15 protein-coding genes are annotated in these 23122 nt (G+C 69.0%); 4 read left to right on the forward strand and 11 right to left on the reverse strand.

Features of this window, described 5'->3' with window-relative positions; translation table 11 throughout:
* Positions 1–60: 60 nt before the first annotated feature.
* On the forward strand, positions 61–852 hold the full coding sequence (locus tag PKF00_RS09755; protein WP_271217087.1) for an SDR family NAD(P)-dependent oxidoreductase: 792 nt from the start codon (positions 61–63) through the stop codon (positions 850–852).
* A gap of 374 nt (positions 853–1226) precedes the next feature.
* Here the strand turns inward: PKF00_RS09755 and PKF00_RS09760 are convergent, their stop codons facing one another.
* Both PKF00_RS09760 and PKF00_RS09765 read right to left on the reverse strand, forming a co-directional pair.
* Positions 1227–3812 (reverse strand): helix-turn-helix transcriptional regulator, encoded by a 2586-nt coding sequence (locus PKF00_RS09760; protein WP_271217088.1) that lies wholly within the window; start codon positions 3810–3812, stop codon positions 1227–1229.
* Between the two features lie 103 nt (positions 3813–3915).
* On the reverse strand, positions 3916–4881 hold the full coding sequence (locus PKF00_RS09765; protein WP_271217089.1) for a ParB/RepB/Spo0J family partition protein: 966 nt from the start codon (positions 4879–4881) through the stop codon (positions 3916–3918).
* Positions 4882–5827: 946 nt separating this feature from the next.
* Here PKF00_RS09765 and PKF00_RS09770 point away from each other — a divergent pair.
* The 3 genes from PKF00_RS09770 (at position 5828) to vanY-N (ending at position 8423) form a co-directional block, all read left to right on the forward strand.
* The gene (locus tag PKF00_RS09770) at positions 5828–6919 is read left to right on the forward strand and encodes a prephenate dehydrogenase (protein ID WP_271217090.1); all 1092 of its coding nucleotides are present in this window, start codon (positions 5828–5830) and stop codon (positions 6917–6919) included.
* A gap of 45 nt (positions 6920–6964) precedes the next feature.
* Positions 6965–7618 (forward strand): response regulator transcription factor, encoded by a 654-nt coding sequence (locus tag PKF00_RS09775; RefSeq protein WP_271217091.1) that lies wholly within the window; start codon positions 6965–6967, stop codon positions 7616–7618.
* 94 nt (positions 7619–7712) lie between these two features.
* Entirely contained in the window at positions 7713–8423 is a 711-nt protein-coding gene (gene vanY-N, locus PKF00_RS09780) for a D,D-peptidase/D,D-carboxypeptidase VanY-N (protein ID WP_271217092.1), read from the forward strand.
* 15 nt (positions 8424–8438) lie between these two features.
* Here vanY-N and PKF00_RS09785 read toward each other — a convergent pair whose 3' ends face one another.
* The 9 genes from PKF00_RS09785 to PKF00_RS09825 form a co-directional block, all read right to left on the reverse strand.
* A complete protein-coding gene (locus PKF00_RS09785; protein ID WP_271217093.1) occupies positions 8439–9398 on the reverse strand; it encodes an acyltransferase domain-containing protein in 960 nt (319 codons plus the stop codon).
* A gap of 2 nt (positions 9399–9400) precedes the next feature.
* Positions 9401–10627 (reverse strand): glycosyltransferase, encoded by a 1227-nt coding sequence (locus PKF00_RS09790; protein ID WP_271217094.1) that lies wholly within the window; start codon positions 10625–10627, stop codon positions 9401–9403.
* 118 nt (positions 10628–10745) lie between these two features.
* Positions 10746–12218, reverse strand: coding sequence for a tryptophan 7-halogenase (locus tag PKF00_RS09795; protein WP_271217095.1), 1473 nt, complete (start codon positions 12216–12218; stop codon positions 10746–10748).
* 24 nt (positions 12219–12242) lie between these two features.
* Positions 12243–13469: a cytochrome P450 gene (locus tag PKF00_RS09800; RefSeq protein ID WP_271217096.1), complete on the reverse strand. Its 1227-nt coding sequence runs from the start codon at positions 13467–13469 to the stop codon at positions 12243–12245.
* 184 nt (positions 13470–13653) lie between these two features.
* Entirely contained in the window at positions 13654–14850 is a 1197-nt protein-coding gene (locus tag PKF00_RS09805; protein WP_271217097.1) for a cytochrome P450, read from the reverse strand.
* Positions 14840–15994 (reverse strand): cytochrome P450, encoded by a 1155-nt coding sequence (locus PKF00_RS09810; protein WP_271217098.1) that lies wholly within the window; start codon positions 15992–15994, stop codon positions 14840–14842. The genes PKF00_RS09805 and PKF00_RS09810 overlap by 11 nt, the downstream gene beginning before the upstream one ends.
* Positions 15995–16015: 21 nt before the next feature.
* Entirely contained in the window at positions 16016–17197 is a 1182-nt protein-coding gene (locus tag PKF00_RS09815; RefSeq protein ID WP_271217099.1) for a cytochrome P450, read from the reverse strand.
* A gap of 95 nt (positions 17198–17292) precedes the next feature.
* The gene (locus PKF00_RS09820) at positions 17293–17502 is read right to left on the reverse strand and encodes an MbtH family protein (RefSeq protein WP_271217100.1); all 210 of its coding nucleotides are present in this window, start codon (positions 17500–17502) and stop codon (positions 17293–17295) included.
* Positions 17502–23114 carry a non-ribosomal peptide synthetase gene (locus PKF00_RS09825; protein WP_271217101.1) on the reverse strand — a complete coding sequence of 1871 codons (5613 nt, stop codon included), beginning with the start codon at positions 23112–23114 and terminating at the stop codon, positions 17502–17504. Before PKF00_RS09825 ends, PKF00_RS09820 begins: the two co-directional genes overlap by 1 nt.
* Positions 23115–23122 lie beyond the last annotated feature (8 nt).

The following is a 23122-nucleotide window of genomic DNA, read 5'->3' on the forward strand; positions in this document are numbered from 1 at the left end:
ACCGACCCGCACCATCAGACGCGTCGGAGGCATCCGACGCATCGGACGAAGAGAACATTCATGATCGACAAGAACGTGTACGGCCCGTGGGCGGTGATCGCGGGCGGCTCCGAGGGAGTCGGCGCGTCGTTCGCCGACCAGCTCGCCGACGCCGGGGTCAACCTGGTGCTCGTCGCCCGCAAGCCGGGCCCGCTCGAGGAGACCGCGGAGCGGATCAGGGCGAAGGGCGTCGAGGTGCGCACCATCGAGCTCGACCTGCTCGACCCCGGCGCGCTCAAGGGCATCCGCTCGGTGACCGACGGGCTCGAGGTGGGCCTGCTGATCTTCAACGCGGGAGCCAACAGCTACGGCAACGAGTTCGTGACCGCCGACCTGGACCGGGTGCGGGGGGTCATCGACCTCAACATCACCGCCCAGCTCGCGCTGTCGCACCACTTCGGCGCGCTGATGAAGGAGCGCGGCCGAGGCGGGATCATGCTGGTCGGCTCGCTCGCGGGCTACATGGGCCAGGCGCACATGAGCATCTACGCCGCCGCCAAGGCGTTCAGCCGGGTCTTCGCCGAGGGCCTGTGGCTGGAGCTGCGTGAGTACGGCGTGCACGTGCTCGAACTGGTCCTCGGCGTCACCCGCACCCCGGCCATGGAGCGGGCGGGCCTGCGGATGGACCTGCCGGGACTCAACGTCGCCGAGCCCGACGACGTGGCCCGCGAAGGGCTTGAGCACCTCGCGGACGGCCCGGTCTGGGTCGCGGGCGGCAACCAGCCGACCGCCGAGAAGCGCAGCGGCTTCCCCCGCGACGAGCTGGTCAGCGGCGCCCACGAGGCGACGAAACGCCTGCTCGGCCGGACCTGAGCCATCCCCCTCTCAGGAAGACCCTCGGAAAGCCCAGGCGGAGGAGACGGGAAGCCCTCCTCCGTCTCGGCAACAGCGCCGGCCTCAGGCGAAAGATCTCAACGCTCCTGAGACGCCGGAGTTGCCACGCAGCATGATCAGACGAGTGTGAGGCGAGCCGGTACGCACCACATCGACCTGGTGAAGTCCGTCCGTGGCTTCCCGTGAATTTTTTGCCCGCCCCACCGACGCTGCCGGCGCCTTCTCTGCGACCTTCGCAGAACCGACGAGCGAACTGAGCAGTGACCTCGGCATGGGCCAGGACATGGGCCGACAGCCGGGCCGCACGAGGCGGCGCGCCGAACGGCCCGGACTCGCGTCATAGACTCACCGCCTCACGCCGTGCGGCTGGCTGTGGTCGTCGCCTCCTCCGCGATGTCGGCGGCGAAGAGGTCGCTCAGGTCACCGCGAGTCTGTATGTTCAGCTTCCGGTAGATCCTGGTGAGGTGCTGTTCGACTGTGCTCCGCGTGATGTAGAGCACCTTGGCGATCTCACGATTCGTGTGCCCGCGGGCGGCGAGGACAGCGACTCGCCGTTCGGCGCCGCTCAACGGTGCGGCCTCAGCATGATCGTGCTCAGCGGCGAGCCTCCTCATCAAGGGCTTCGCGTTGCATTCGCGGGCCAACTCCTGTGCCCGGACCCAGTAGGCCCGGGCCTCGTGCTTGCCGCCCTTCAGCTGGTAGCTCCCGGCGAGATCGGAGAGAGCAAGGGCCAGCTCGTAGCGATCCTGGGCGGTCTCGAGCGCGTCCACGGACTCCATCAGCAACCGCTGGCGCTGACAGGGCTTGCTCAGCTGAGCGAGCAGACGGAGGGCGATCCCGTACGTTCGCAGGTCACCGGGGGCGGTGTTGACGATCTGGGCCGTGACCAGATCGGCCGCCCTGCGACGCCAGCCCAGTTGCAGACACGCTCGTGCCGCGCCGAGGCGCCAAGGGAAGACGTAGGACAGGCTGCATCCCCATCGCTGGATCGCCTGCCCGCACGCCTGGAAGCCGGCGAAAGCGGCGCGAGGCTGATCCGTGACCAGGTGGTAATGCGCCCTCGCAAGCTCGTAGCCGATCCCGAAGGCGGTCTCCGCCGTCTCGCGGGGCATCGGCACTTCCAAGGTCGCCTTCGCGTCATCGAGGTGGCCCATCGCGGTCTGGGCATGGAGCAGAGTGCTGAGTGGCGCACCGATCGCGACGCCCCAGCCGCTTGGCTGCAGGATGGTCAGCGCCTCCTGCGCATGCGCCTCGGCCCCCGCGAGGTCGCCCTTGCGCCACGCCGCCTCTGCCCGGATGGCGGAGATGATCGCCCTCCAGGTGGGCGCCTTCGTCACCCTCGGCTCCTTGAGGAGCGTCTCGCAGGAGGCCGCCACGTCCAGCACTCCCCCTGACAGCAGAGCCATCAGGGCCGAGATGGTCCTGTCCATCGCTTCGTCCGTCGGCTCCGCTTGATGCAGAATGCGTCGCGCGTCCTCGATCGTGTGGCCCATCGAGCCGCGGGCGGAGCAGGGTAATCTGTCGAGAAGTGCCGGGTGGACATGGCACATCCCGATCAAGGATGCGTCGGCGTCCCTGTCGGCGACGGTCGACCTCAGCCGGTCGATCAGCTCCCCCGCGTCCGCGAACCGGCCGTACCAGAGGAACTGGCGGAACAGCTCCACCCCGTGAGAGCCACGTAACGCGCCCGAGCGCGCGGCGTCGAGCAGATCGGGCAGGTGACGTGCCGCCACGGCCGGGTCGACGCGCCACTCCGCCGCGGCGAGCATCACCTTCACGTCCAGCCGGCCGGGTTTTCCCCAGCCGGACGCCAGGGCGAGCCGCAAGCACTTCATGACAGCGACGAAATCACCCTCGCGGAACGCCTGCCTTCCCGCGTCGACGAGGACGTCGTAAGCCCACTCCTCACCCGACCAGCCCGCCTCCAGCAAGTGCGTGGCCACGGCCGCCAAGGGGCCTCCCCGCCGATAGACGATCTCCGCGGCCCGCCGGAGGATGTCCATCCTGCCGTACGAGGTCATGCGCCCGAGTACGGCCAGGCGCCCCGACTCATGGCGGAAGCGCCCCCCGGCCAGGAGCCCGGCGCGCGCCAGCATCCCCATCGATCGCATCGCGGCAGGAGGAGCGATGCCCACGAGTTCGTCCACCGCGTCCGGCGTGGCGTGCTCGCCGAGGACGGCCACCGCCTCCGCGACGCGGACGGCCTCCGGCTCGAAGCCGTGAACGCAGGTGGCCACCGCGCTCATGAAGGAGTCGCCGACCACGAGTCCGGGCGCGCCGGCTTCCTGATCCTCGATCAGCGCCCGGACCAGCAGCGGGCTGCCGCCGCTGAAGCGGTAGAGGTCGTCGGCGATCTGGTCGGCCGTCTCCGCCCCGAGATGCTCGGCGGCGAACCGCCTGACCGCCGGACGGGGCAGGAGCGGCAGCTCAACCAGCTGAACGCCGGGCAGTCGCAGCAAGGTCCCGGCGACATCGAGGAGCCGGGCCGGCGGCCGGTCCAGGCAGATCGTGACGGCGATCATCATCCTGGTGTTCGCCAGCTGGGGCGCCATGGCCAGGATGGCCAGCAAGGACGGATCATCGGCGAGATCCACGTCGTCGATCGCCAGGAGGACCGGGTTCGCCTCGGCCATCTGGAACAGGGAGACACAGACCTCCTCGACCGCGTCGCCGTCTCTGTGAGCGGTCAGCCGCTCCGCTGCCCCCCGGCCCAGGATCTGGTCGGCGACTCCCCAATCCAGCGATCGCTCCGCCGGCGTGCATCTGGCTCTGACCAGCCGGCCCCCCGCCGCGATGGACCGCATGCCCAACTCGTGGAGGACGGCGGTCTTGCCGCCGACCACAGGCCCCGTGATGACGGCCATTCCACCGCGGCCGGCCGCAGTGGAATCGAGCAACTCAGTCAGACTCTTTAGTTCACGATCTCGCCCGAACAGCACTCTTGCTCGTCCCCCAAGCGGTTCGTCAACGCAGTTTGCCGTGTGCCTTATCCGGTCTTATCTCGTTGCTCTCCATATGGCCCCCCGGTCAATTCGCCCGCGATCACCCGGCGGCCAGATCGGTCGCGCGCCCCTCCAGGCGATCCGCGAAAGCCGCCCAGATCTGGGCATGGTCCCTGGCGCATCTAGCAACAACGGCGTCCCAATGCGGCGGAACTCCGCGCAAGATCCTTTCCCATTCCTGACCGTCGATTGAGTGCAAGGATAACATTCGCAACAGGATTCGGCCGGTTTCGGTCAGACGCAGCGCGGGATCGGCCTTGAGCCGTTCCAGCACGGCCTGGCGATCCCGGCCCCCGGCGTGGCCGAAGTCCTGTTCCGGCCGGCGCAGTGACTCCGGCTTGGTCCGTAACCTCCTGCTTCCGTCCGGGATCGGGCTCTCACCCTGCTCCAGCCGGCCTCTCACATCCCTGACCGTCTCCGGAGAAATGCCGACCTGTTTGGCGACCTGGCGGAGCGAAAGGTCCGGATGGCTGCGGATGAGCTCGGCGGCGAGTCTCCTCCCCTCCGAACTGTCGACCGGACGGATGCGCCCGTCCCGCCCGATCCTGGCCTCGTCCCCGTCCTGTCCTCTGCGTTTACGCAGGTCGGCCACCGTACTGGCGGATATGCCGGTCGCCGAGGCCACCCGCCGATCCGACCATTGCGGATGTGTCCCGATGATCCGGACGGCCGCACGCTTGCGGTCGGCCAGTGAGAGCGGCAGCCCATGCCGCACGTTCGCCTCGACGGCCAGCACGAAGGCGTCGGATTCGGTGCCGTCGATCAGCCTTACCGCGATTTTCGTCTCGCCCCTGACTCGCGCCACTTTCAATCGGTGCAGGCCATCGATCACCCGCATCGTTGGTCGGTGAACGAGAATGGGCGGAAGCTCCCCTTGCGCCGACAACAGGGTCTCGACATGCTCTGGGTCCTCACCTGAGGTTCGTGGTGAGTACACAGAAGACAGCCGGGACAACTCGATTTCGACGACAGGGAGAGCGACTATGTCGACTCCCGTCGGGTCCACCTAGCCTCCGATTCGATTAGCGTCATATCGGATTCGGGGGCGTTCAGAAATCAACCCAGCCGCGTACGTCTTGCGCACTTTCGACGATCCCCCGTCGCACCTGCAGCGTCTGGTCCTGGGCAAGCACGGACTTTCCAGCGAGAGCCACATAGGCCCATCGGCCAAGTCCACTGTCGAGAGAATGCAACGCATCCTCTGTTCTTCGGCAACTCCACGCGGCATAGAAATGGACGCTGTCGCCGCGAATCCGTAGCCGTGTACCTCATCGAATTGCGAAACGCTTCCCGTTAGCATTCCGATCACTCCGACTTTCGGTTTAGGCCTTCCTCCGGAAGGTTAAAGGAGCTCTACACGTCGTACCACCCCCTATCCTGGACATCGACCCCCCTAGTTTCGGATAAGCGCGACCCGAGGACGGCAGCTCAGTCGCGGATCCGGGAGTATCCCCATGATGGCTCGGCGCAAAATCGAGCGGTCACCGGCGCGTCAATTCATGTTTATTGGTCTGCCCTGCCGCCGCGGGCCCGGCAGGGCTCCGGCGTTCTCACGGTTTCGTGCGTGACGCCGGTTCCCAGGCGAGGTGATCCCGGTCAAGAGGCCGGTAGCCGGCCGTGACCATGCTGGTCCGCCCAAGGAGTTCCGGCAGGCCGACGGTGAGGTGCCGCCGGATGGCCGGGTCCCGGCACAACGCACGCCGGTTCCTCCTGGCGATCCGGAGGAGCGGGCGCGCCTTCGCCCCGCATGCGGGCGGCTGTCCTTTCAAAGGACATACGTGAATCCAGAAAGAAGCCCGGCTCCCCTGACCTGCCGAGTAAGGGAATAGATTGGCGCATCAATGGCGCCGGCGGGCCACGGAAGTCGCTCGGCGATCCGTCATGTCGAAATGGCGCGGTGCCCAGGCTCCGCCGATGGACACCGCCCAGTGCGCGGGCATAAGAAAGTAGCCGTGACCCTGGAGAAGACGCTCATCGTCGGCACGGGTCTGATCGGCACCTCGGCCGCGCTCGCCCTTCGCGAGAAGGGGGTGGCGGTCTACCTCTCCGACGTCGACGCACATGCCGTACGGACGGCGCGAGCGCTCGGCGCGGGCCAGGAGTGGACCGGTCAGAGCGTGGACCTGGCGTTGATCGCCGTGCCCCCGCCCATCGTGGGGCAGCAACTGGCCGATCTGCAGAAGCGGGAGGCCGCGCGGGCGTACACCGATGTGACCAGCGTCAAAGTTGGTCCGATCGCCGACGCGGAGCGGCTCGGCTGCGACCTGACCTCCTATGTCCCTGGACACCCGCTCGCCGGCCGGGAGCGGTCCGGCCCGGCCGCCGCACGCGCCGATCTGTTCCTCGGGCGCCCCTGGGCGCTCTGCCCCCACCCCGAGACCGGCGCGGATGCCGTACGGCTGGCCAGGGAGCTGGTCTCGATGTGCGGCGCGGAGGCCGTCACCGTGAGCGCGGGCGAGCACGACGCGGCGGTGGCGCTGGTGTCGCACGCCCCGCACGTGGCCGCGTCCGCGGTGGCGGCGTGCCTGAAGGACGGCGACGACGTCGCACTGGGGCTGGCGGGACAGGGGCTGCGCGATGTGACGCGCATCGCCGCAGGGGATCCCCGGCTGTGGCGGACGATCCTTTCCCGGAACGCCCTGCCGGTGGCCGGGGTGCTGGAGCGGATCGCGGCCGATCTCGCCGCGGCGGCCTCGGCGCTGCGGTCCGGCGATCTCGATGACGTGACGGATCTGCTGCGGCGTGGCGTGGACGGCCACGGCCGGATCCCCGACAAGCACGGCGGCCCGGCGCGCGAATATACGGTGATCCAGGTGGTCCTGCAGGACCGGCCGGGAGAGCTGGCAAGGCTCTTCAACGCGGCGGGTCTCGCGGACGTCAACATCGAGGACGTCCGCCTGGAGCACTCGGCCGGCCTGCCGGTCGGTGTGGTCGAGGTCTCCGTGCGTCCGGAGGACACCGGCCGGCTCGCCAAGGCACTCCGTTTCCACGGCTGGCACGTCCCTCCGGTGCCCGGCGGGAACTCGGGGGTCGACCAGGCGTGAGATATGGTGTCAGGACTGAGATCCCCCGATCGAGACGGCGGCACGATGCGCGTTCTGGTGGTGGAGGACCAAGTCGACCTGGCCGAGTCGGTGGCGCGGGTGCTGCGTCGCGAAGGCATGGCCGTCGATGTCAGTCACGATGGCGATGACGCCCAAGAGCGCGTCTCCGTGATCGACTACGACGTTGTGGTGCTCGATCGGGATATTCCCGGCGTCCACGGCGACGACCTCTGCGCTCAGATCGCCGCGGACGGTCGCAGGACCCGCCTGCTGATGCTCACCGCTTCCGGGACGACCGCTGACCGGGTGGCGGGCCTGAGCCTGGGCGCCGACGACTATCTGCCGAAGCCGTTCGCCTACGCCGAGCTGGTGGCGCGCATCCGCGCTCTGGGCAGGCGCGCGCATCCTCCTGCGCCGCCGATCCTGGTCCACGGCGATCTGCGGCTCGATCCGGCGCAGCGGGTGGCGATCAGGGGCGGCATGCGGCTACCGTTGACCACCAAGGAGCTGGCCGTCCTGGAGCACCTGCTGACCGCGCGCGGCCGGGTGGTGTCGGCCGAGGAGCTGCTCGAACGGGTTTGGGACGAGCAAGCCGACCCGTTCACCACGACCGTGAAGGCGACGATCAACCGGCTCCGGTCGAAGCTCGGCCAGCCGCCGGTGATCGAAACCGTCCCGCGCGAGGGATATCGCATCTGATGGACGCGGTCACAAGGCGGTCACACGTTCTCTGACGCTCGTGTCACCTTCCGCTCTGTAGAACTGGTGTCAAATCACCACTTCGAGGAGCAGCATGAGGAGAAGACGACGGCCGCCGACCACCCATGCCGCGGTCGTCCAGGCCGACGCGGGTCCGAACGGATCCGCCGAGACCGGCAATGCCGTCACGCGCGACGACAGCCGCGGCGATGACAAGAACATCTCCGAGAGCGGCAACGAACCACGCACTCTCCCACCTCGGGCCCGAGACGGGGTGTACGCCGCGGTCACGCGGCTGCTCGCCGTGCTCCTGCTGCCCGCGGCATTCTTACGCTGGCCAGGCCGCGCCCGCGAACTGGCCTGCGGCTGGGCCTTGAGCATGCGATTCCCGGCCGAGGACCTCACCGGGCTCAACGACAGCGCCAGGGCGGCGTTCACCGCGGCGCGGACCGAGGCGCTGTGGCGTCACAGCCAGCTCATCGGTCTCACTTCGGGATACCGCGATCCCATCGTCCAGCAACGGATGTTCGACGAGGAGGTGCGCCGCTCCGGGTCCGTGGCCTCGGCACGGATGTTCGTGGCGCCACCGGCGGAATCCAACCACGTCAAGGGCATAGCGCTGGACGTACGGCCCCACGAGGGCGCGCGCTGGCTTGAGGTGCACGGCGCCCGCTACGACCTCTACCGCATCTACGACAACGAGTGGTGGCACTTCGAGTACCACCCCGAGCACGGTGGCACGCCACCACGACGGCTGCCCCACCCCGGCGCGGGCCTGGTGAGCCAGAACGGGGACCAGGCCTAGCCTGGGCCGACCGCACTAGGGCAGCTCGACGCGGCCGCTGCGCTGGTGCCAGTGACGCCCCGCCTTCAGATGCGTGACCACCGCCCTCTCCAGCGCCGAGCGCTGAGGAAGCTCCTCCAGCGGCTGGCCGTTGTAGCGGAAGACAAACTCCAGGATCGCGTCGTCCCCGTCCTCCGGTTCGGAGTCGATGAGCGTCCAGTCGCGTCTGACCTGCAGGATATGGGAGTCCTCGGCGAGATACTCGGCCAGCTGCGGATCGAGCAACCACGATGTGCCCGTCGCCACCCTGGCGCCGTGCTCGGGAAAATGCCGATCGAAGAACGGGCGGGCACGACGCAACGAGTCGTTATAGATGTCAGGTATCAACGGTCCGCCCACTTCGGGGACGTGCATACCGAGGACGGGCGTGCCGTCCCTCGCGACGACCAGGCTGAATTGGAGACGGCCGAGCCGGTAGACCAAGCCGCGCACGAGGAAAGTGAGCCACCACGGCATGTGCGTGCCGCCCTCGCCGTACTTGCGGCGATGGATCGCGACCGATTCCCCCAGCTGCGTCAGGGTCTCCCAGGTGGTCGCCTCGGGGATGTCCCGTGTCGCGTGGAAGCGGCGCAGCGCCGGAATCGTCGCGAGGAAGACGTACACGTGGAAGTAGCGTGCGGCGGCCCCGGTCTCGTACGGCAGGGTCGGCCCGCCCCGTACCTTCACCTTGGGATCGCCCATGTGACGGACGATCTCGTGGTGGGCGCGCTCGAGCAGCCACCACAGGGCCGGGTCGCGATCCGGATCGGGGGTGGCCGCCACGATCTCCTCGACGTCGGGATCCGGCACCTCCAGTCGCCGCAAGAGATCACGCACCTCATCGCCCCGCGGCAGCCGTATCGGCTCGGGAGGCGGTCCGAGCTCATCGATCCGGGAGAGCCACGCCCTGGTGTTCTCCCCCAGCCGCAGCTCCCTGCGCACGCTCTCGGAATCCATCGTCACTCCGTTCTGTTCCGCCCGGCGTCCCGGACCGCGTCGAGCAGCAGTTTCGCGGCCACGGTCGCCCCGTCGGCGCGGATCTTCCGGGCCACGTCGATCGCCCGCGCGCGGGTCTCGGGAGCCAGAGCCGTGGTGAGCGCGGCTGACAGGGCCTCCACGGTCGGAGCCCGTCCGTCGTGTGCCACCCCGATGCCCAGCTCGGCCACCCGACCGGCGTAGTACGGCTGGTCGGTCATTTGGGGCACCACGACCTGGGGGGTGCCTGCCCGGGTGACCGCGGTCGTTATGCCCGCGCTGCCGGCGTGGACGACGGCGGCCACTCGGCCGAACAGCACCTGGTGGTTCACTTCGCCGACGGTGAGGCAGTCGCTCCGGTCGTCGGGCGGGACCAGACCGGCCCAGCCACGGGAGACGATCACCCGGTGGCCATGGGCCCGGATCGCCTCGACGGCCGCTCTCGCGGCGTCAGCGGGTGCGGGCCCGCTGCCGAACTCCACGTGCACCGGCGGTGGGCCGACCTCCAGGAACGCCTCCAGCTCGGCAGGAAGGGACCGTTCGTCGGGCATGATCCACGCACCGGTCTGCACGACGTCGAGGTCCGTCCGCTGCAGCGGGGCCAGGACCGGGTCCGCAGCCAGCAAGGGGCGATCGGTGTAGCCGTAGGCGAAGACGTCCTCCACCGGTGGCAGGCCGATCGAGGCCCGTTGGCTGTTGAGCGCATCGCCGAACCGCTTGTAGGCGCCCTGGTTGTTCCGGTCCCACAGCACCCGGTTGTCGGTCCCGTCCTGCGCGGGCCGCTCACCGAGGGGCGGCGGTGGCGGGTAGTACGGCGACGGCACATAGATGGGGCAGTAGAAGACGTAGACGTAAGGGATGCCCAGCTTCTCGGCCACCGACCGGACGCCGACCGCCGCCGACAGCACGCCGCTCACCACCACCACGTCACACCCCTCGGCGGCCGACGGGACCTGGTCGAGCTGCGCGGCGATCGCCTCGGCGTCGAGCCGGGGCACGTCCTTGGGTGAGGGCGGCCTCTTCCCGTGCATCATCGCGCGCATCGATGTGCCGACCGGCACCAGCGGCACCTCGACCTCGGCCAGTCGCTCCGCGCAGTCCGGCGGTGCGCACATCCGTATCTCCGCGCCGAGCGCCCGCAGCCGCACCGCCAGCCCCAGGAGCGGTTCGACGTCACCGCGTGATCCAGACGTCGACAACAACACGCGCATTTCGTATCCCTGTTCCGTGGATTCTGAGGAGCCACCAGGCGACCGGGAGCCCATCCGGGCAGTCACCGGACGCGTCGTGAAATCTGACGTCGCGCGAATCGACCGGAAGGCGAGAGCCTTACGCGGGATGGTAGGGGAGCCATCTCATTCCGTCGGGTGAGGTCACCAGCCCGCCGGGGAACAGTGGCAGCTCGGGTTCGGCGTCTTCACCGAGCACCGCCCTCATCTGCTCCTGCCCGCCCTCCTGCATCACCTGTTTGACCACCTGTGACTTGAACAGCGGCACCATGTTGGCATCGTCGCCGTCGGCCATCTCGTCGATGGCCGCAGCGAACTCGGCGCTGCGCTCGGCGATCCGGCCTGAGGTCGCCAGCACCGCCTCACCGGAGGACAGACCGCCCACCAGGTCCACGAACGACTCCAGCTCGGAGTACTCCTCGTTGTTGGTGACCTTCTTGGCGTGCCAGAAATACGATTCCTCGTTCACGTTCATCTGGTAGAACGCCAGAAGGAATTCGTAATACACGCTGTACTCGCGGCGATATCGTGTCTCGAACTCGATGAGGGCGGTCTTCTCGTCCACGTCACCGGCCAGGATGCTGTTGATCGACCGGGCCGCCAGCAGGCCGCTGTAGGTGGCCAGATGCACCCCGGAGGAGAACACCGGATCCACAAAGCACGCGGCATCGCCCACCAGGATCATCCCGGGCCGCCAGAACTTCGTCTGGTGGTAGGAATAGTCCTTGCGGACCCGCAGCTGCCCGTACTTGCCGGTCGTCACCCGGCGCGCCGGCGCAAGGTAGTCCGAGATCAGCGGACACTCGGCGATCAAGGCGGCCAGCGCCTTCTCCCGATCTCCCTGGATCTTCTCCGCCATCTCCCGGCGCACCACCGCGCCCACGCTGGTCAGCGTGTCGCTCAGCGGGATGTACCAGAACCAGCCGCTGTCGAAGGCGACGCTCAGGATGTTGCCCGAATACGGAGCCGCCAGCCGCTTGCCGCCCTCGAAGTAGCCGAAGAGCGCCAGGCTGCGGAAGAACTCCGAATAGTTCCGGGTGCCGCCGACGCTGGAGTACAACCGGCTCTTGTTGCCCGACGCGTCGATCACGAAACGTGCGGACACCGCATGCTCGCCACCGTCAGGGTCGACGTAACGCAGGCCGGTGACGCGTTCACCGTCTTCGATCACCTCGGTGACCGAACATCCCTCCCGCACCACCACGCCTTTGCGTTTGGCGTTGTTGAGCAGGATCTCATCGAACCGTGCCCGCTCCACCTGGTAGGCGAAAGTCGTCGGACCCGTGATCCGCGGAGAGACGGAGAACGAGAAGGTCCACGGCTCCGGCCGCGCCCCCCACCGGAACGTGCCTCCTCGCTTCACGGGGAACCCCGCCGCCGCAAGCTCGTCGGTCACCCCGAGCATCCGGCACACCCCGTGCACGGTCGAGGGCAGCAACGACTCACCGATCTGGTACCGCGGGAAGACCTCCTTCTCCAGCAGCAGCACCCGATGGCCCTGCATGGCCACCAGTGACGCCACGGTCGAACCGCCCGGGCCGCCCCCGGCGACCACCACATCGAACTCTTCCACCGTCTTCTCCTTCGTTGTCGCTCGCTACCAGGTGACCGGCAACTGGTCCGGGCAATCGATGAACGCGTTGCGGAACCTCACTTCCTCGGCGGACACCGCCAGGCGCAGCCCGGGAAGTCGACGCCACAAGGTCTGATAGGCCATGCGCAGCAGCGTCCGTGCTATCGCCGCGCCTATGCAGTAGTGGATGCCGTGCCCGAACCCGACGTGCGAGCCACCATCACGGCTCACGTCGAGGACGTTGGCATTCGGCGTCAGCTCCTCATCCCGGTTCGCCATCAGGATCGAGCACAGGACGTAATCTCCTGCCTTGATCCGATGTCCGTCGACGACCACGTCGCGGACGGCCAGCCGTGGGTTCGGCTGCTGCACGGGCGACAGAAAACGCAGCAGTTCACTGACCACGCGATCGGCTTCCTCGCGTCCGGCGAAGAGCGACTGCCGCTGGCCGGGATGATCCAGAAGCGCGAGAACCCCGAAGCCGATCATTCCCGCGACGGTTTCGACACCACCGAGGATCAGCGCCGTGAGCACGCCCTTCAGCTCGTCGTCCGTGACCTCTTCTCCGTGCTCTCGCACAAGCATGCCGATGAATCCCTCGTCGGGGTCCTTCCGCTGCCGGGTGATGAGGCCGTTCAGATACCGGTCGAACGCCGCGCTGTCGGCCGCCCGGGCCTTGAATCCGCGGCTGAGATCAACGTTCTGCCTGACACGTCGGATGAACTCGATGCGATCGTCGCGCGGGATGCCGAGCAGCTCGCACAGAACTCCCGCGCCGACCGGATCGGCGAACAGCGCCTGGACGTCCGCGGGCGGTCCCTCGGCCTCCATCTCGTCGATGCGCTCATCGATGAGGTCCTGCATGGCGGGCTCCAGCCGGCGGATCCGGCGGGCCGTGAACTCCGGAGTCAGCATCCCTCGCAGACGCGTGTGCTCGGGCGGGTCATAAACCGACAGCTGACCGACGAGATTCGGCGGAATGGGCTCCGCGGCGATCGACTGCGCCGAACTCCACCGGGGGCGCGTCGTGAAGTTCTCGTGGTCACCGAGTATTTTGCGCACGACGTCGTATCCCATGGCCTGCCAGACATACTCCACGCGCAGTTGAGTAGCCGCGTTCCCGCCTATTCGGACCAGCGGGCCGCGCGCCCTGAGCGCGAACATGTCCTCATGCGGATCACAGTGCGTTCTCATCATGTAGTTCGCTGTCGGCTGCACGACCGGCGCGCCTTCATCGATACCGTCATCCATACCCGAGTCGAAACTCCATTCGCTGTCGACCCGAACGCTCGGATGATCCGATCCTTGCCGCGGTCAGAAAATATTTCCAGCGTCTCGTAATGGACGATAGGAGCCGGAAATCGCAGCATCGGACAGTGGAAAGGACCAACGCGTTCGGGGGCCCTTCATACGCCTCACCAGGTGTCAGGCGCGATTACCAGGCGACCATCAGACTGGTCAGTCCGTACGCGGGGGTGGTCAGCCGGAAGCTGGGTTCCTGGCCGGGATCCGCAAGCCTCAGCGTGGGAAAACGATGCCACAGGGCGGTATAGACCGTTCGCAGTTCGAGGCGGGCCAGGGCGGCTCCCAGGCAATGATGGATGCCGTGTCCGAACGCGACATGGGGGACGGGCTCGCGCCGGACGTCGAGGCGGTTCGCATCCGGCAGCAGGGCGGGGTCACGGTTGGCCACGGGGAGAGAGCAGGAGACCGTCTCTCCCGCCTTGATCACCTGGTCCCCGATGGTGACGTCCTCCATGGCGACTCGGGGTGTCGGGGCGTAGGGGACGGTCAGATACCGGATCAGCTCGTCAACCGCCCGATCCACCGACTGGTCGTCGCCGCTCAGCGCGGCGATCTGCTCGGGGTGTCTGAGCAGCGCCAGCACGCCCAGCCCGATCATGCCGGAGATGTTGTCGTCGCCGGCCAGCATCACCTGAACGCAGAAGCCCCTCAGCTCCTCGTCCGTGGCCGTGTCACCGTATTCGGCGAGGACGGCTCCGAGGAGCCCCTCGCCAGGGTCCTTCCGTTCCCTGGCGATCATGGCCAGCAGGTAGCGGGAGAACGCCGCGCCGGCGGCGGCCCGCCTCTTCTGGCTTCGCGAGGCGTCGAGATGCCCGTGGCACAACTGCAAGAACATGGCGCGGTCGTCTCGTGGCACCCCGATCAGCTCGCACAGCACGGCCCCGGGCACCTCGTCGGCGACGAGTTCGACTAGGTCCGCAGGGGGACCCGCCCGTTCCAGGGCGTCGAGACGTTCGGTCACGATCTGTTCGATGTACGGCTTCAGCCGCCGTATCCGGCGCAGTGTGAATCCCGGCGTCAGCTTCTGCCGGAGCCGCGTGTGCTCAGGCGGGTCGTAGTCCATCAGGTTCCCGACCAGCTCACGCGGCCGGAACATACCCTTGCCGCCAATCTCGTCCCGCTGGTTCCAGCGGCGCCGTGTGCTGAACCGCTTGTGATCGCCGAGCACCTGCCGCACGACGGCGTACCCCGTGGCCAGCCAGGTGGCCTCCGCGTCCGCGCCTGATCCGATGGTGATCCTCGACAACGTTCCGGCGGCGCGCAGTTCGTCCGCCGGGTCCAAGCCCTGCCGCCGAGTGTGGACGGGCCGCGAGTCGTCACCACTCAACGGGAAGCTCCTCTACGGCGAAGGGGGCCGGCTTCCCCGGCTTGAACCGCAGGTCCTCCTCCGGGACCGCCAGCCGGAGCGACGGAAACCGGCGGACCACCGCCGGCAACGCCACCCGCATCTGGAGCCTGGCCAGCGGCGCCCCCAAGCAGTAGTGGACGCCGTGCCCGAACGCGATGTGCTCGCGGTTCTCCCGGGTGATGTCGAACCGGTCCCCCCGCACACGATTGCCCGCCAGAATCGAACAGGTCAGGACATCACCGGCATGGATGTCACGTCCGGCCAGGCACATGTCGACAAGCGCGGTCCGGGGAGAGGGAGTCTCGACGATCGACCCGTAGCGGAACACTTCCTCGGTCGCACTGTCCACGAGCTCCGGACGCTCGCGGAGCAGCGCCATCTGGGCGGGATGGGTCGCGAGGAGCAGCACCGCGATCGCCAGCTGCGAGGCCATCTGCTCGACCGCCCCGATCATGATCCCCTCGACGAGCCCCGCCAGCTCCTCGTCGCTGACATCGCCTCCGTGCTCGCGCACGATGCCACCGAACATTCCCTTGCCGGGATCGCGGCGTTCGCGAGCCGCCAGTTTTCTGGTGTAGTCGACGATGCCCAGACCCGACAGGTTCCGCTGCCTGGGGACTCGGCTCTCCCTGCTGTCCCGGAACATTCTCGACAACTCAGCTTGATCGTCACGAGGGACGCCAAGGAAATCGCAGGCGATCAGCGCCGGGATGGGCCATGCGGCGTTCCGGACGAAGTCGGCCGGCGACCCCATGCTCTCCAGGTCGTCCAAGCAGTCTTCGACGATCTCCTCGGTGCGGGGCCGGAGGCTTTCGATCCGCCGGGCGGTGTTCGCCCTGGTCACGGTCTTGCGCAACCGGGTGTGATCAGGCGGATCGTACGACTGCAGGATCCCCGGCAACCAGGCCCGATCCGCCTCGTCATCGACCGGGCGCATTGAGCTGAACCGGTCGGCATCGGCGAGAATCTCCCTGACTTCGTCATATCCGGTGACGAGCCATTGCCGGTGGCCGTCCAGTCCCGGCTCCGTGTCATGTTCGTGCAGCGGCCCGTTCTCCTGCAGTTCGAAGAGCGCCGGCACGGGATCGAGCCTCAGCCGCTGATGTGGCAGCGGAACAACCATGATTCTCCTCAGCTTCCGGCATTACCAGTCGAGCAGCAGAGCTTTCACGTCGAACGGCGGCGGCCCCAGCTTGATCTCGTGCTCGGGCTCGGCCAGCCGAAGCGCGGGGAAGCGGTGTGCCAGAGCCGGAATCGCCGACCGGAATACGAGCTCGGCCAGGGGTCTGCCGAGACAATGATGGATGCCGTGCCCGAACGCGACATGCGGCGTTCTCTCGCGGGTGATGTCGAACCGATCGTCCGGGCCGGGGAAGGCTCGCCGGTTCGCTCCCAGCAAAGAGCACGTGACGGTGTCGCCGGCCTTGATGGTGTGATCACCGATGCGCACGTCCTCCAGCGCGATCCGCGGAGTGAGCTTCTCGTCGATGGTGAGATACCGGAGCATCTCCTCCAGCCAGTCGGGGACGACGTCCGACTTCTCCCGAAGCAGCGCGAACTGCTCGGGGGCCTCGACCATCAGCCACGCGCCCGCCGCGAGGAAACGAGCCACCTGATCACCGCCCGCGCCCATGACGAACGCGGCCAGCCCCGTCAGCTCCGCGTCGGTGATCTCGTCCCCGTGTTCGCGCACCACGACACTGAGCATGTCGTCACCGGGATCGCGACGCCTGCGAGCCACGGTCTGGCCCATGTACGTCATGAACTTGTTCCCGGCGGCTCCGCGCCTGCTGGCCGCCCGTCGAGACCGGGTGGCGTGCAGGCTGCGTGACAGCTCCACCTGATCGTCACGCGGAATGCCGAGGAAGTCGCAGGTCGCCGTCGTCGCGATGGACCACCCGAAATGCGGGACGAAGTCCAGCGGGCCACCGATGGACTCGATGGCGTCCAGGCTGTCCTCGACGACCTGATCGACCTGCGGCCGGAACCTCTCCATCCGCCGGACGGTGAACGCGGACGACACCACCCGGCGCAGTCGCGTGTGCTCCGGCGGGTCGTACTGGGTGATGAAGCCGGGAAAGGTGATTCCGGCCGCGGTCCCGCCGTAGAGCAGCCTGGAGCTGAACTTGTCCGAGCCCAGAACCTGCCGGACCTCGTCGAACCCGGTGGCGAGCCACGCGGTCCGTCCTCCGGGGGACTCCTCGGCGCCCAGCTTGGTCATCGGGCCCTCGGCCATGAAGGTCTGGAGCCGTCGTACCGGATCGAATCGGTCCCTCCAGTGCAGTTCCCCGGGCAGGACAACGTTGAGCTCCTCGAACACTTCCACTTCACAGGTCCTTCCGCCTCAACGGTCGTCTCAGGCCGGCCGGACGAGCGCCGAGGCCGTCCAACTGTCCACATCGAGCGGCTGGACGCCCTCGCTCAGGCGCCGGCCTCCGCGATGAGGCTCTTCGGCCGGATGTCCGTCCAGTTCTCCTCGACGTAGGCGAGGCATTCCTGTCGGGTGGCCTCGCCGTGGACGCGGGTCCAGCCGAGCGGCACCTCCGCGAACGAGGGCCAGAGCGAGTGCTGCCCTTCGTCGTTGACGAGCACGAGGAAGGAACCGTCTTCGTTGTCGAACGGGTTGGTCATCATCGCGTCCTTTCACCGTCCGGCCGGGGCCGGAGCTTCTCGGCGACGACGGCCCCGATCCGGGCCATCGCCGCGGGCTGCAGCATCTGCATGTGGTCGATCTCGATCTCGTGAGGCTCTATGGTTCCGGTGGTGAGGGGTTGCCAGCTGGCGATGGCGTCCGCCACGGGCAGATGGGCGGGACGGTTCATCGTGGCGACGAAGAGCAGGATGTCGCAGCCGAAGCTCCGGGAGGTGTGCGACGGCCCGACCCGGGCGAGGTGCTCCATGACCTCGTCCAGGCGCTTGCGGGCGCCGGTCTCCGCGGCTACTCCGGCGGCCAGCTCCGCCTGCTGCTCCTGCTGCCTGTCGAAGTCGGCGGCCTCCTGGTCGGCCTCATCGCCGCGCGGGCGCCGGAGCCTCCCCACGTCGGTGGGATAGGCGTCGAGCAGGGCGAGCAGGCCGACCTCCTCCCCTTGCTCCTCCAGCACCCTGGCCATCTCCTGCGCGATCCGCCCGCCCAGTGACCACCCGAGGAGGTGGTACGGCCCGGACGGCTGCACGGCGCGGATCTGCTCGACGTAGTCGGCCGCCATCTCCTCGACGCCGGCCGCCAGCGGTTCCGTACGGGCCAGGCCGCGCGCCTGCACTCCGTAGACCGGCTGATTCGGTGGCAGGCTCCGCAGCAAGGGCGCGTAGTTCCAGCTCAGCCCCCCGCTCGCATGGACGCAGTACAGCGGCGGACGGTTGCCGCCCGCTCGCAGCGGCAGCAGTACCTCGAAGTCGCCCGTGCCGGTCTTCACCGAGCCACTTGATCGCCGCCGCTCGCCGACGACGATCAGAGTGCCCGCGGATGACCAGCGGGCGAGCAGGCCCGTGGGCAGCATGCGCCGCCCGGTGGCCCCGAAGGGGCAGGCCGTCGTCCGGTCGTCCGGACCCGCGTCCACCGCAGGACCAGTGAGGTAGAGATCTCCGACACCCCCGGCGACGGCGGGGTGCAACTGGTCGTCGAGCACGAGCGCGCCGAGCGGACCGCCCTCGGCCAGGTCGGCGGCCACCGGGGGCACCGCCCCGGACCACTTCGCCGGCGCCTCGGCCGGACGTCCGCGTTCGGCGTCGTCCAGAAGGACGTCCAGGTCGCTGACGCGCCGCCGGGGATCCTCCGCCACCTGCTCCAGGACGCTGACCAGCCGCCGTGCCAGCGACTCGGCCGTGGCCTGGTCGAAGAGGTCGGCGGCGTAGTGGAGGACGCCCTCGATGCCGTCCTCGTTGTCGTCCTCGTCGCGGCGCTCGGTGAGCCTGAAGGCGAGATCCAGCTCGATGGCCTCCGGCCCGGCAGGTTCGACGCTGGTGCGCAGGGCGGGCAGCTCCGTCGCGTCCCACGCGCCGATGTCCTCCTCGTGCACCTCCAGTCCCACCTGGAACACGGGATGGCGAGAGAGCGAGACCGGCAGGTCGAGCAGCTCGGTGATCCTGGCGAAGGGCACGTCCAGGTGCTGGCGCGCGGACCGGATCGCCTCCTGCGCCCGGGTGACGACCTCCAGGAAGTCCGGGTCGCCCGAGACGTCCGTGCGCAGGGCGAGCGGGCGGGCGAACGGCCCGATCATCGGCTCCAGGTCGATGAGGTCGTCGTCTCGCGGCAGCGTCGTGCCGATCACCAGGTCGTGGCCCGCCCCGAGTCTGGTCAGCAGCATGGCGAGCGCGGCGTGCACGATCTGGAACGTGTGCGCGCCGGCCGAGTCCACCGCCTCCACCAGCCTGGCGTGCGCGCCGGCGTCCAGTCGCAAGGAGACCGTGCCAGCCCGCCGCGACGAGACGGCCGACCGGGGGCGGTCGAACGGCAGCACCGTCTCCCCGTGGATGCCCGCCAGATTGTCCCGCCAGAACACGATCTGCTCGTTGATCAGGCTGTCCTCATCGCGCTCGCCCTCGAGCAGGCGCCGCTCCCAGATCGCGTAGTCGGCGAACTGCAGTGCCAGGGGCGCACGCTCCGGTGCCCGGCCGGCGCGCCGCGCGCCGTACGCGGCCGCCAGGTCCCGGAGGAACACGTTCAGCGAGTCGTCATCGGCGAGGATCCGGTGCACCATCAGGTGCAGGATGTGCTCCTTGTCGGAGAGTTCGAACAGGTCGCTCCGCCACGGCACCTCCCGGGTGAGGTCGAAGACCGACTCGCGCAGCCCGGCGAGCAACCTGGGGAGATCCTCCTCGGTGGCCGGGACCGGGGTCAGGTCTACCGGCAAGGCGTCGTGGATGTGCTGGTGAACGCTCTGCGCGTGCCCGGGGAAGGTCGTCCGGAGGATCTCGTGCCGCGCCGCGACGTCGCCGAGCGCCGCTTCGAGCGCGAGCACGTCCAACCGGCCGCGCAGGCGCAGCGCGACCGAGGCGTGCAGGCCGGCGGCCTCCTCCCCGGGGCTCGCCAGCAGCCAGGTGCTGAGCTGCCGAGCGGTGACGGGCACCCGGCCCGGCCGTTCGGCGGGTTCCAGCGCGGGGCGTGACTTCGCGGCCAGCGCCCGGGCGATGCCCGCGGGTGTGGCCGCGGAGAACAGCTGCCGGATGGGCAGGTCCGCGCCGAGCTCCTCACGGATGCGCGCGATGAGCCGCATGGCCAGCGCCGAGCTTCCGCCGAGATCATGAAAGGCGTCGTCGACGCCTACCCGGTCGACGCCGAGGATCTCGGCGAAGAGCGCGCACAACACCTTCTCGGTCTCGCTCTCCTGCGCCTTGTCCGACGCACGTCCCACGAGATCCGGTGCGGGCAGGGCCCGGCGATCCACCTTGCCGTTGGGCGTGACAGGCAGAGCGGGCAGGGCGACGACTGCCAGCGGAACCATGTACGCGGGCAGGACCAGGGACATTCGCCGCCGGATCTCCGCCGGCCCCGCATCGGTTCCGTCGGAGATGAAGTAGCCGACCAGGCGCTTCTCCCCCGGCTGGTCCTCCCGCGCCATGACGACTGCCTCGACCACCCCGCGCTGGGCCGCCAGCACGGCCTCCACCTCGCCCAGCTCCACCCGGTAGCCGCGGATCTTCACCTGGTCGTCGGTGCGGCCGACGAACACCACCTCGCCGTCGCGGTTCCAACGCGCCAGGTCGCCGGTGCGGTACATGCGCTCACCAGGAGAAGAAGGGGCCACGGAGGCCGGCACGGCCACGAACCGCTCGGCCGTCAGGTCCGGTCGGCCGAGATAGCCGCGGGCCAGCCCTGTGCCTGCGATGTACAGCTCGCCCGTCACCCCCGGCGCGACCGGGCGCAGGAAGGCGTCGAGGATGTAGATTCTGCGGTTCGTCATGGGACGGCCGATCGGCAGTTCCCGCCCGACCGTCTCACCGGGCTCGATCGGCTTCCACGTCGCGCACAGGGTGGTCTCGGTCGGTCCGTAGGTGTTGCGCACCCGCAGGCCGGGCAGGGCCCGCCGCAGGTTCTCCACGGACTGCGCCGGAACCACGTCGCCACCGGTCCCGATCTCGACCAGGCCCGCGAAACACTCCGGGGACGATTCCGCGAGGGCGCGGAAGGTGCCGGCGGTGAGATGGACGAAGTTCACGCCTCGTTCGACGGCCTGTCTCACGCCGCGCGCGTCCAGCACTCCGGGCTCGGTGAGCACGACCCGGCCACCCATGGCGAGCGGCACCCACATCGCGTAGAGCGAAGGGTCGAACACGTGCGTCGCGTGCATCAGCACGCCGTCGCCCGGGCCGATCTGCCAGCCCTCGTCGCCCGCCAGGCCGGCCACGGCCCCATGGGGGATGCCCACGCCCTTCGGCAGGCCGGTGGAGCCCGAGGTGTACATCACGTACGCCAGGTCGTCGGCGCTCAGCCGGATCTCCGGCGGCGTGGCGGCGCATCCGTCCACGGCCGCGCGGGTCTCCGGCGCGTCGAGGACGATCGCGTTCTCCGGCGCCACTCCCCTGGTGGCCTGAGTGCACAGGACGGTCGAGACGCCGGAGTCGGCGAGAATGTACGCGATCCGCTCGGCCGGGTACTCGACGTCCACCGGCACGTACGCGGCGCCCGCCTTCCAGATCGCCAGGAACGCGATCAGCAGGTCAGACGACCTGTCCATGGCCACGCCGACGCGGTCGCCACGGCCGACGCCACGACCGGCGAGGTGGCCGGCCAGCCGGTTCGACGCCTGGTCGACCTCGGCGTAGGTCAGGTCCGTGCCGCCGGCGTCGGTGATCGCCACCGCGTCCGGCGCCGTGGCCACCCGCCGCCCGAACATCTCGATCACGGACTTCCCCGGCTCGGGTCCCGCCGTCGCGTTCCAGTCCTCCACCACCAGGGCGAGCTCGGCCTCGCTCAGCAGCGTCAGACGGCCGACGAGGACGTCGGGCTCGGCGACCAGCCGCTCCAGCACGCGGGCCAGCGCGCCCACGACCGATTCCGCGGCCGCCTGGTCGAAGAGGCCCCGGTCGTAGTCGAGGATGAGCGGCATCTCCTCGCCGGGCCCGGTGATCAGGGTGAACGGGTAGTGCGAGGAGTTGCGTCCCCGCCGCACTGGGCGCAGAGTCAGGCCGCCGTTCTCCTCCGCCCGGCCGAGTCCCTGGCGGGGGAAGTTCTCGTAGATGACGAGCGTGTCGAAGACCGCCCCGGGTCCGACGGCGGCCCGTACCTCCTGCAGGCCGAGATGCTGGTGGGCCATGAGCGCCGACTGGCTGCGCTGCAGCTCGGCGAGCAACTCGACGACCCGTCGGCCGCCTTCGAGCCGGACACGGACCGGCAGGGTGTTGAGCAGCTGTCCGACCATCGACTCCACGCCGGCCAGCTCGGCGGGCCGCCCCGAGGCGGTCGCGCCGAACACCACATCGGTGCGGCCGGCCAGCTGCGACAGGACCATGGCCCACGCACCCTGGACGACGGTGTTCACGGTGAGGCCGTGGCCGCGCGCCAGCCGCGCCAGCTGGTCGGTCAGCTCCGTGGAGAGCTCGATCACCGCGGTGCCCATGTCCGGCACGCGGGCCGGATCGGCCGGGGCGACGAGAGTGGGCGTGTCCAGTCCGGCGAGTTCCGCTCGCCAGGCCGCCCGGCCCGCCTCCTTGTCCTGCCGGCCCAGCCAGGCGAGGTAGTCCCGGTAGGACACGGCGGGAGGCAGTCCGGACGCGTCGCCGCCCGCCGCGTAGATCGCGGCCAGCTCGCGGTGCAGGATCGGCATCGACCAGCCGTCCAGCAGGACATGGTGCAGGGTGTGCACGAGCCGGTGGCTCGCCGGGCCGAGCCGGATGAGGTGCAGCTTCATCAGGGGCGCCGCCTCGATGGGGAGACGCTCGGCCAGCTCGTCCGCCGCCAGCCGGTCCGCCTCGCTGTCGAGGACGTCGTCCGGCAGCCCGGACAGATCCGTCTCGCGCCATGGGATCTCGGCGTCCCGCGCGATGACCTGCACCATCTGCGCGCCGCTGACATAGCGGAAACAGGCTCGCAGGGCGGCATGCCGGTCCACGAGCGCCTGCCACGACGCCCTCAGCCGCCCGGCGTCCAGCGGACCGTCGATGCCGTACACGGTCTGCACCGTGTAGGTGTCCGGCCCATCGTCGTCGAGGGCGGTGTGATAGAGCATTCCCTCCTGCAGCGGCGAGAGGGGCCAGACGTCTTCCACGCTGGAACGCGGCTTCGCACAAGTATCGTCAATGGTCACGATCTGCT

It is taken from the genome of Streptosporangium carneum (assembly GCF_027922005.1).
GTDB classification, from domain to species: domain Bacteria; phylum Actinomycetota; class Actinomycetes; order Streptosporangiales; family Streptosporangiaceae; genus Streptosporangium; species Streptosporangium carneum.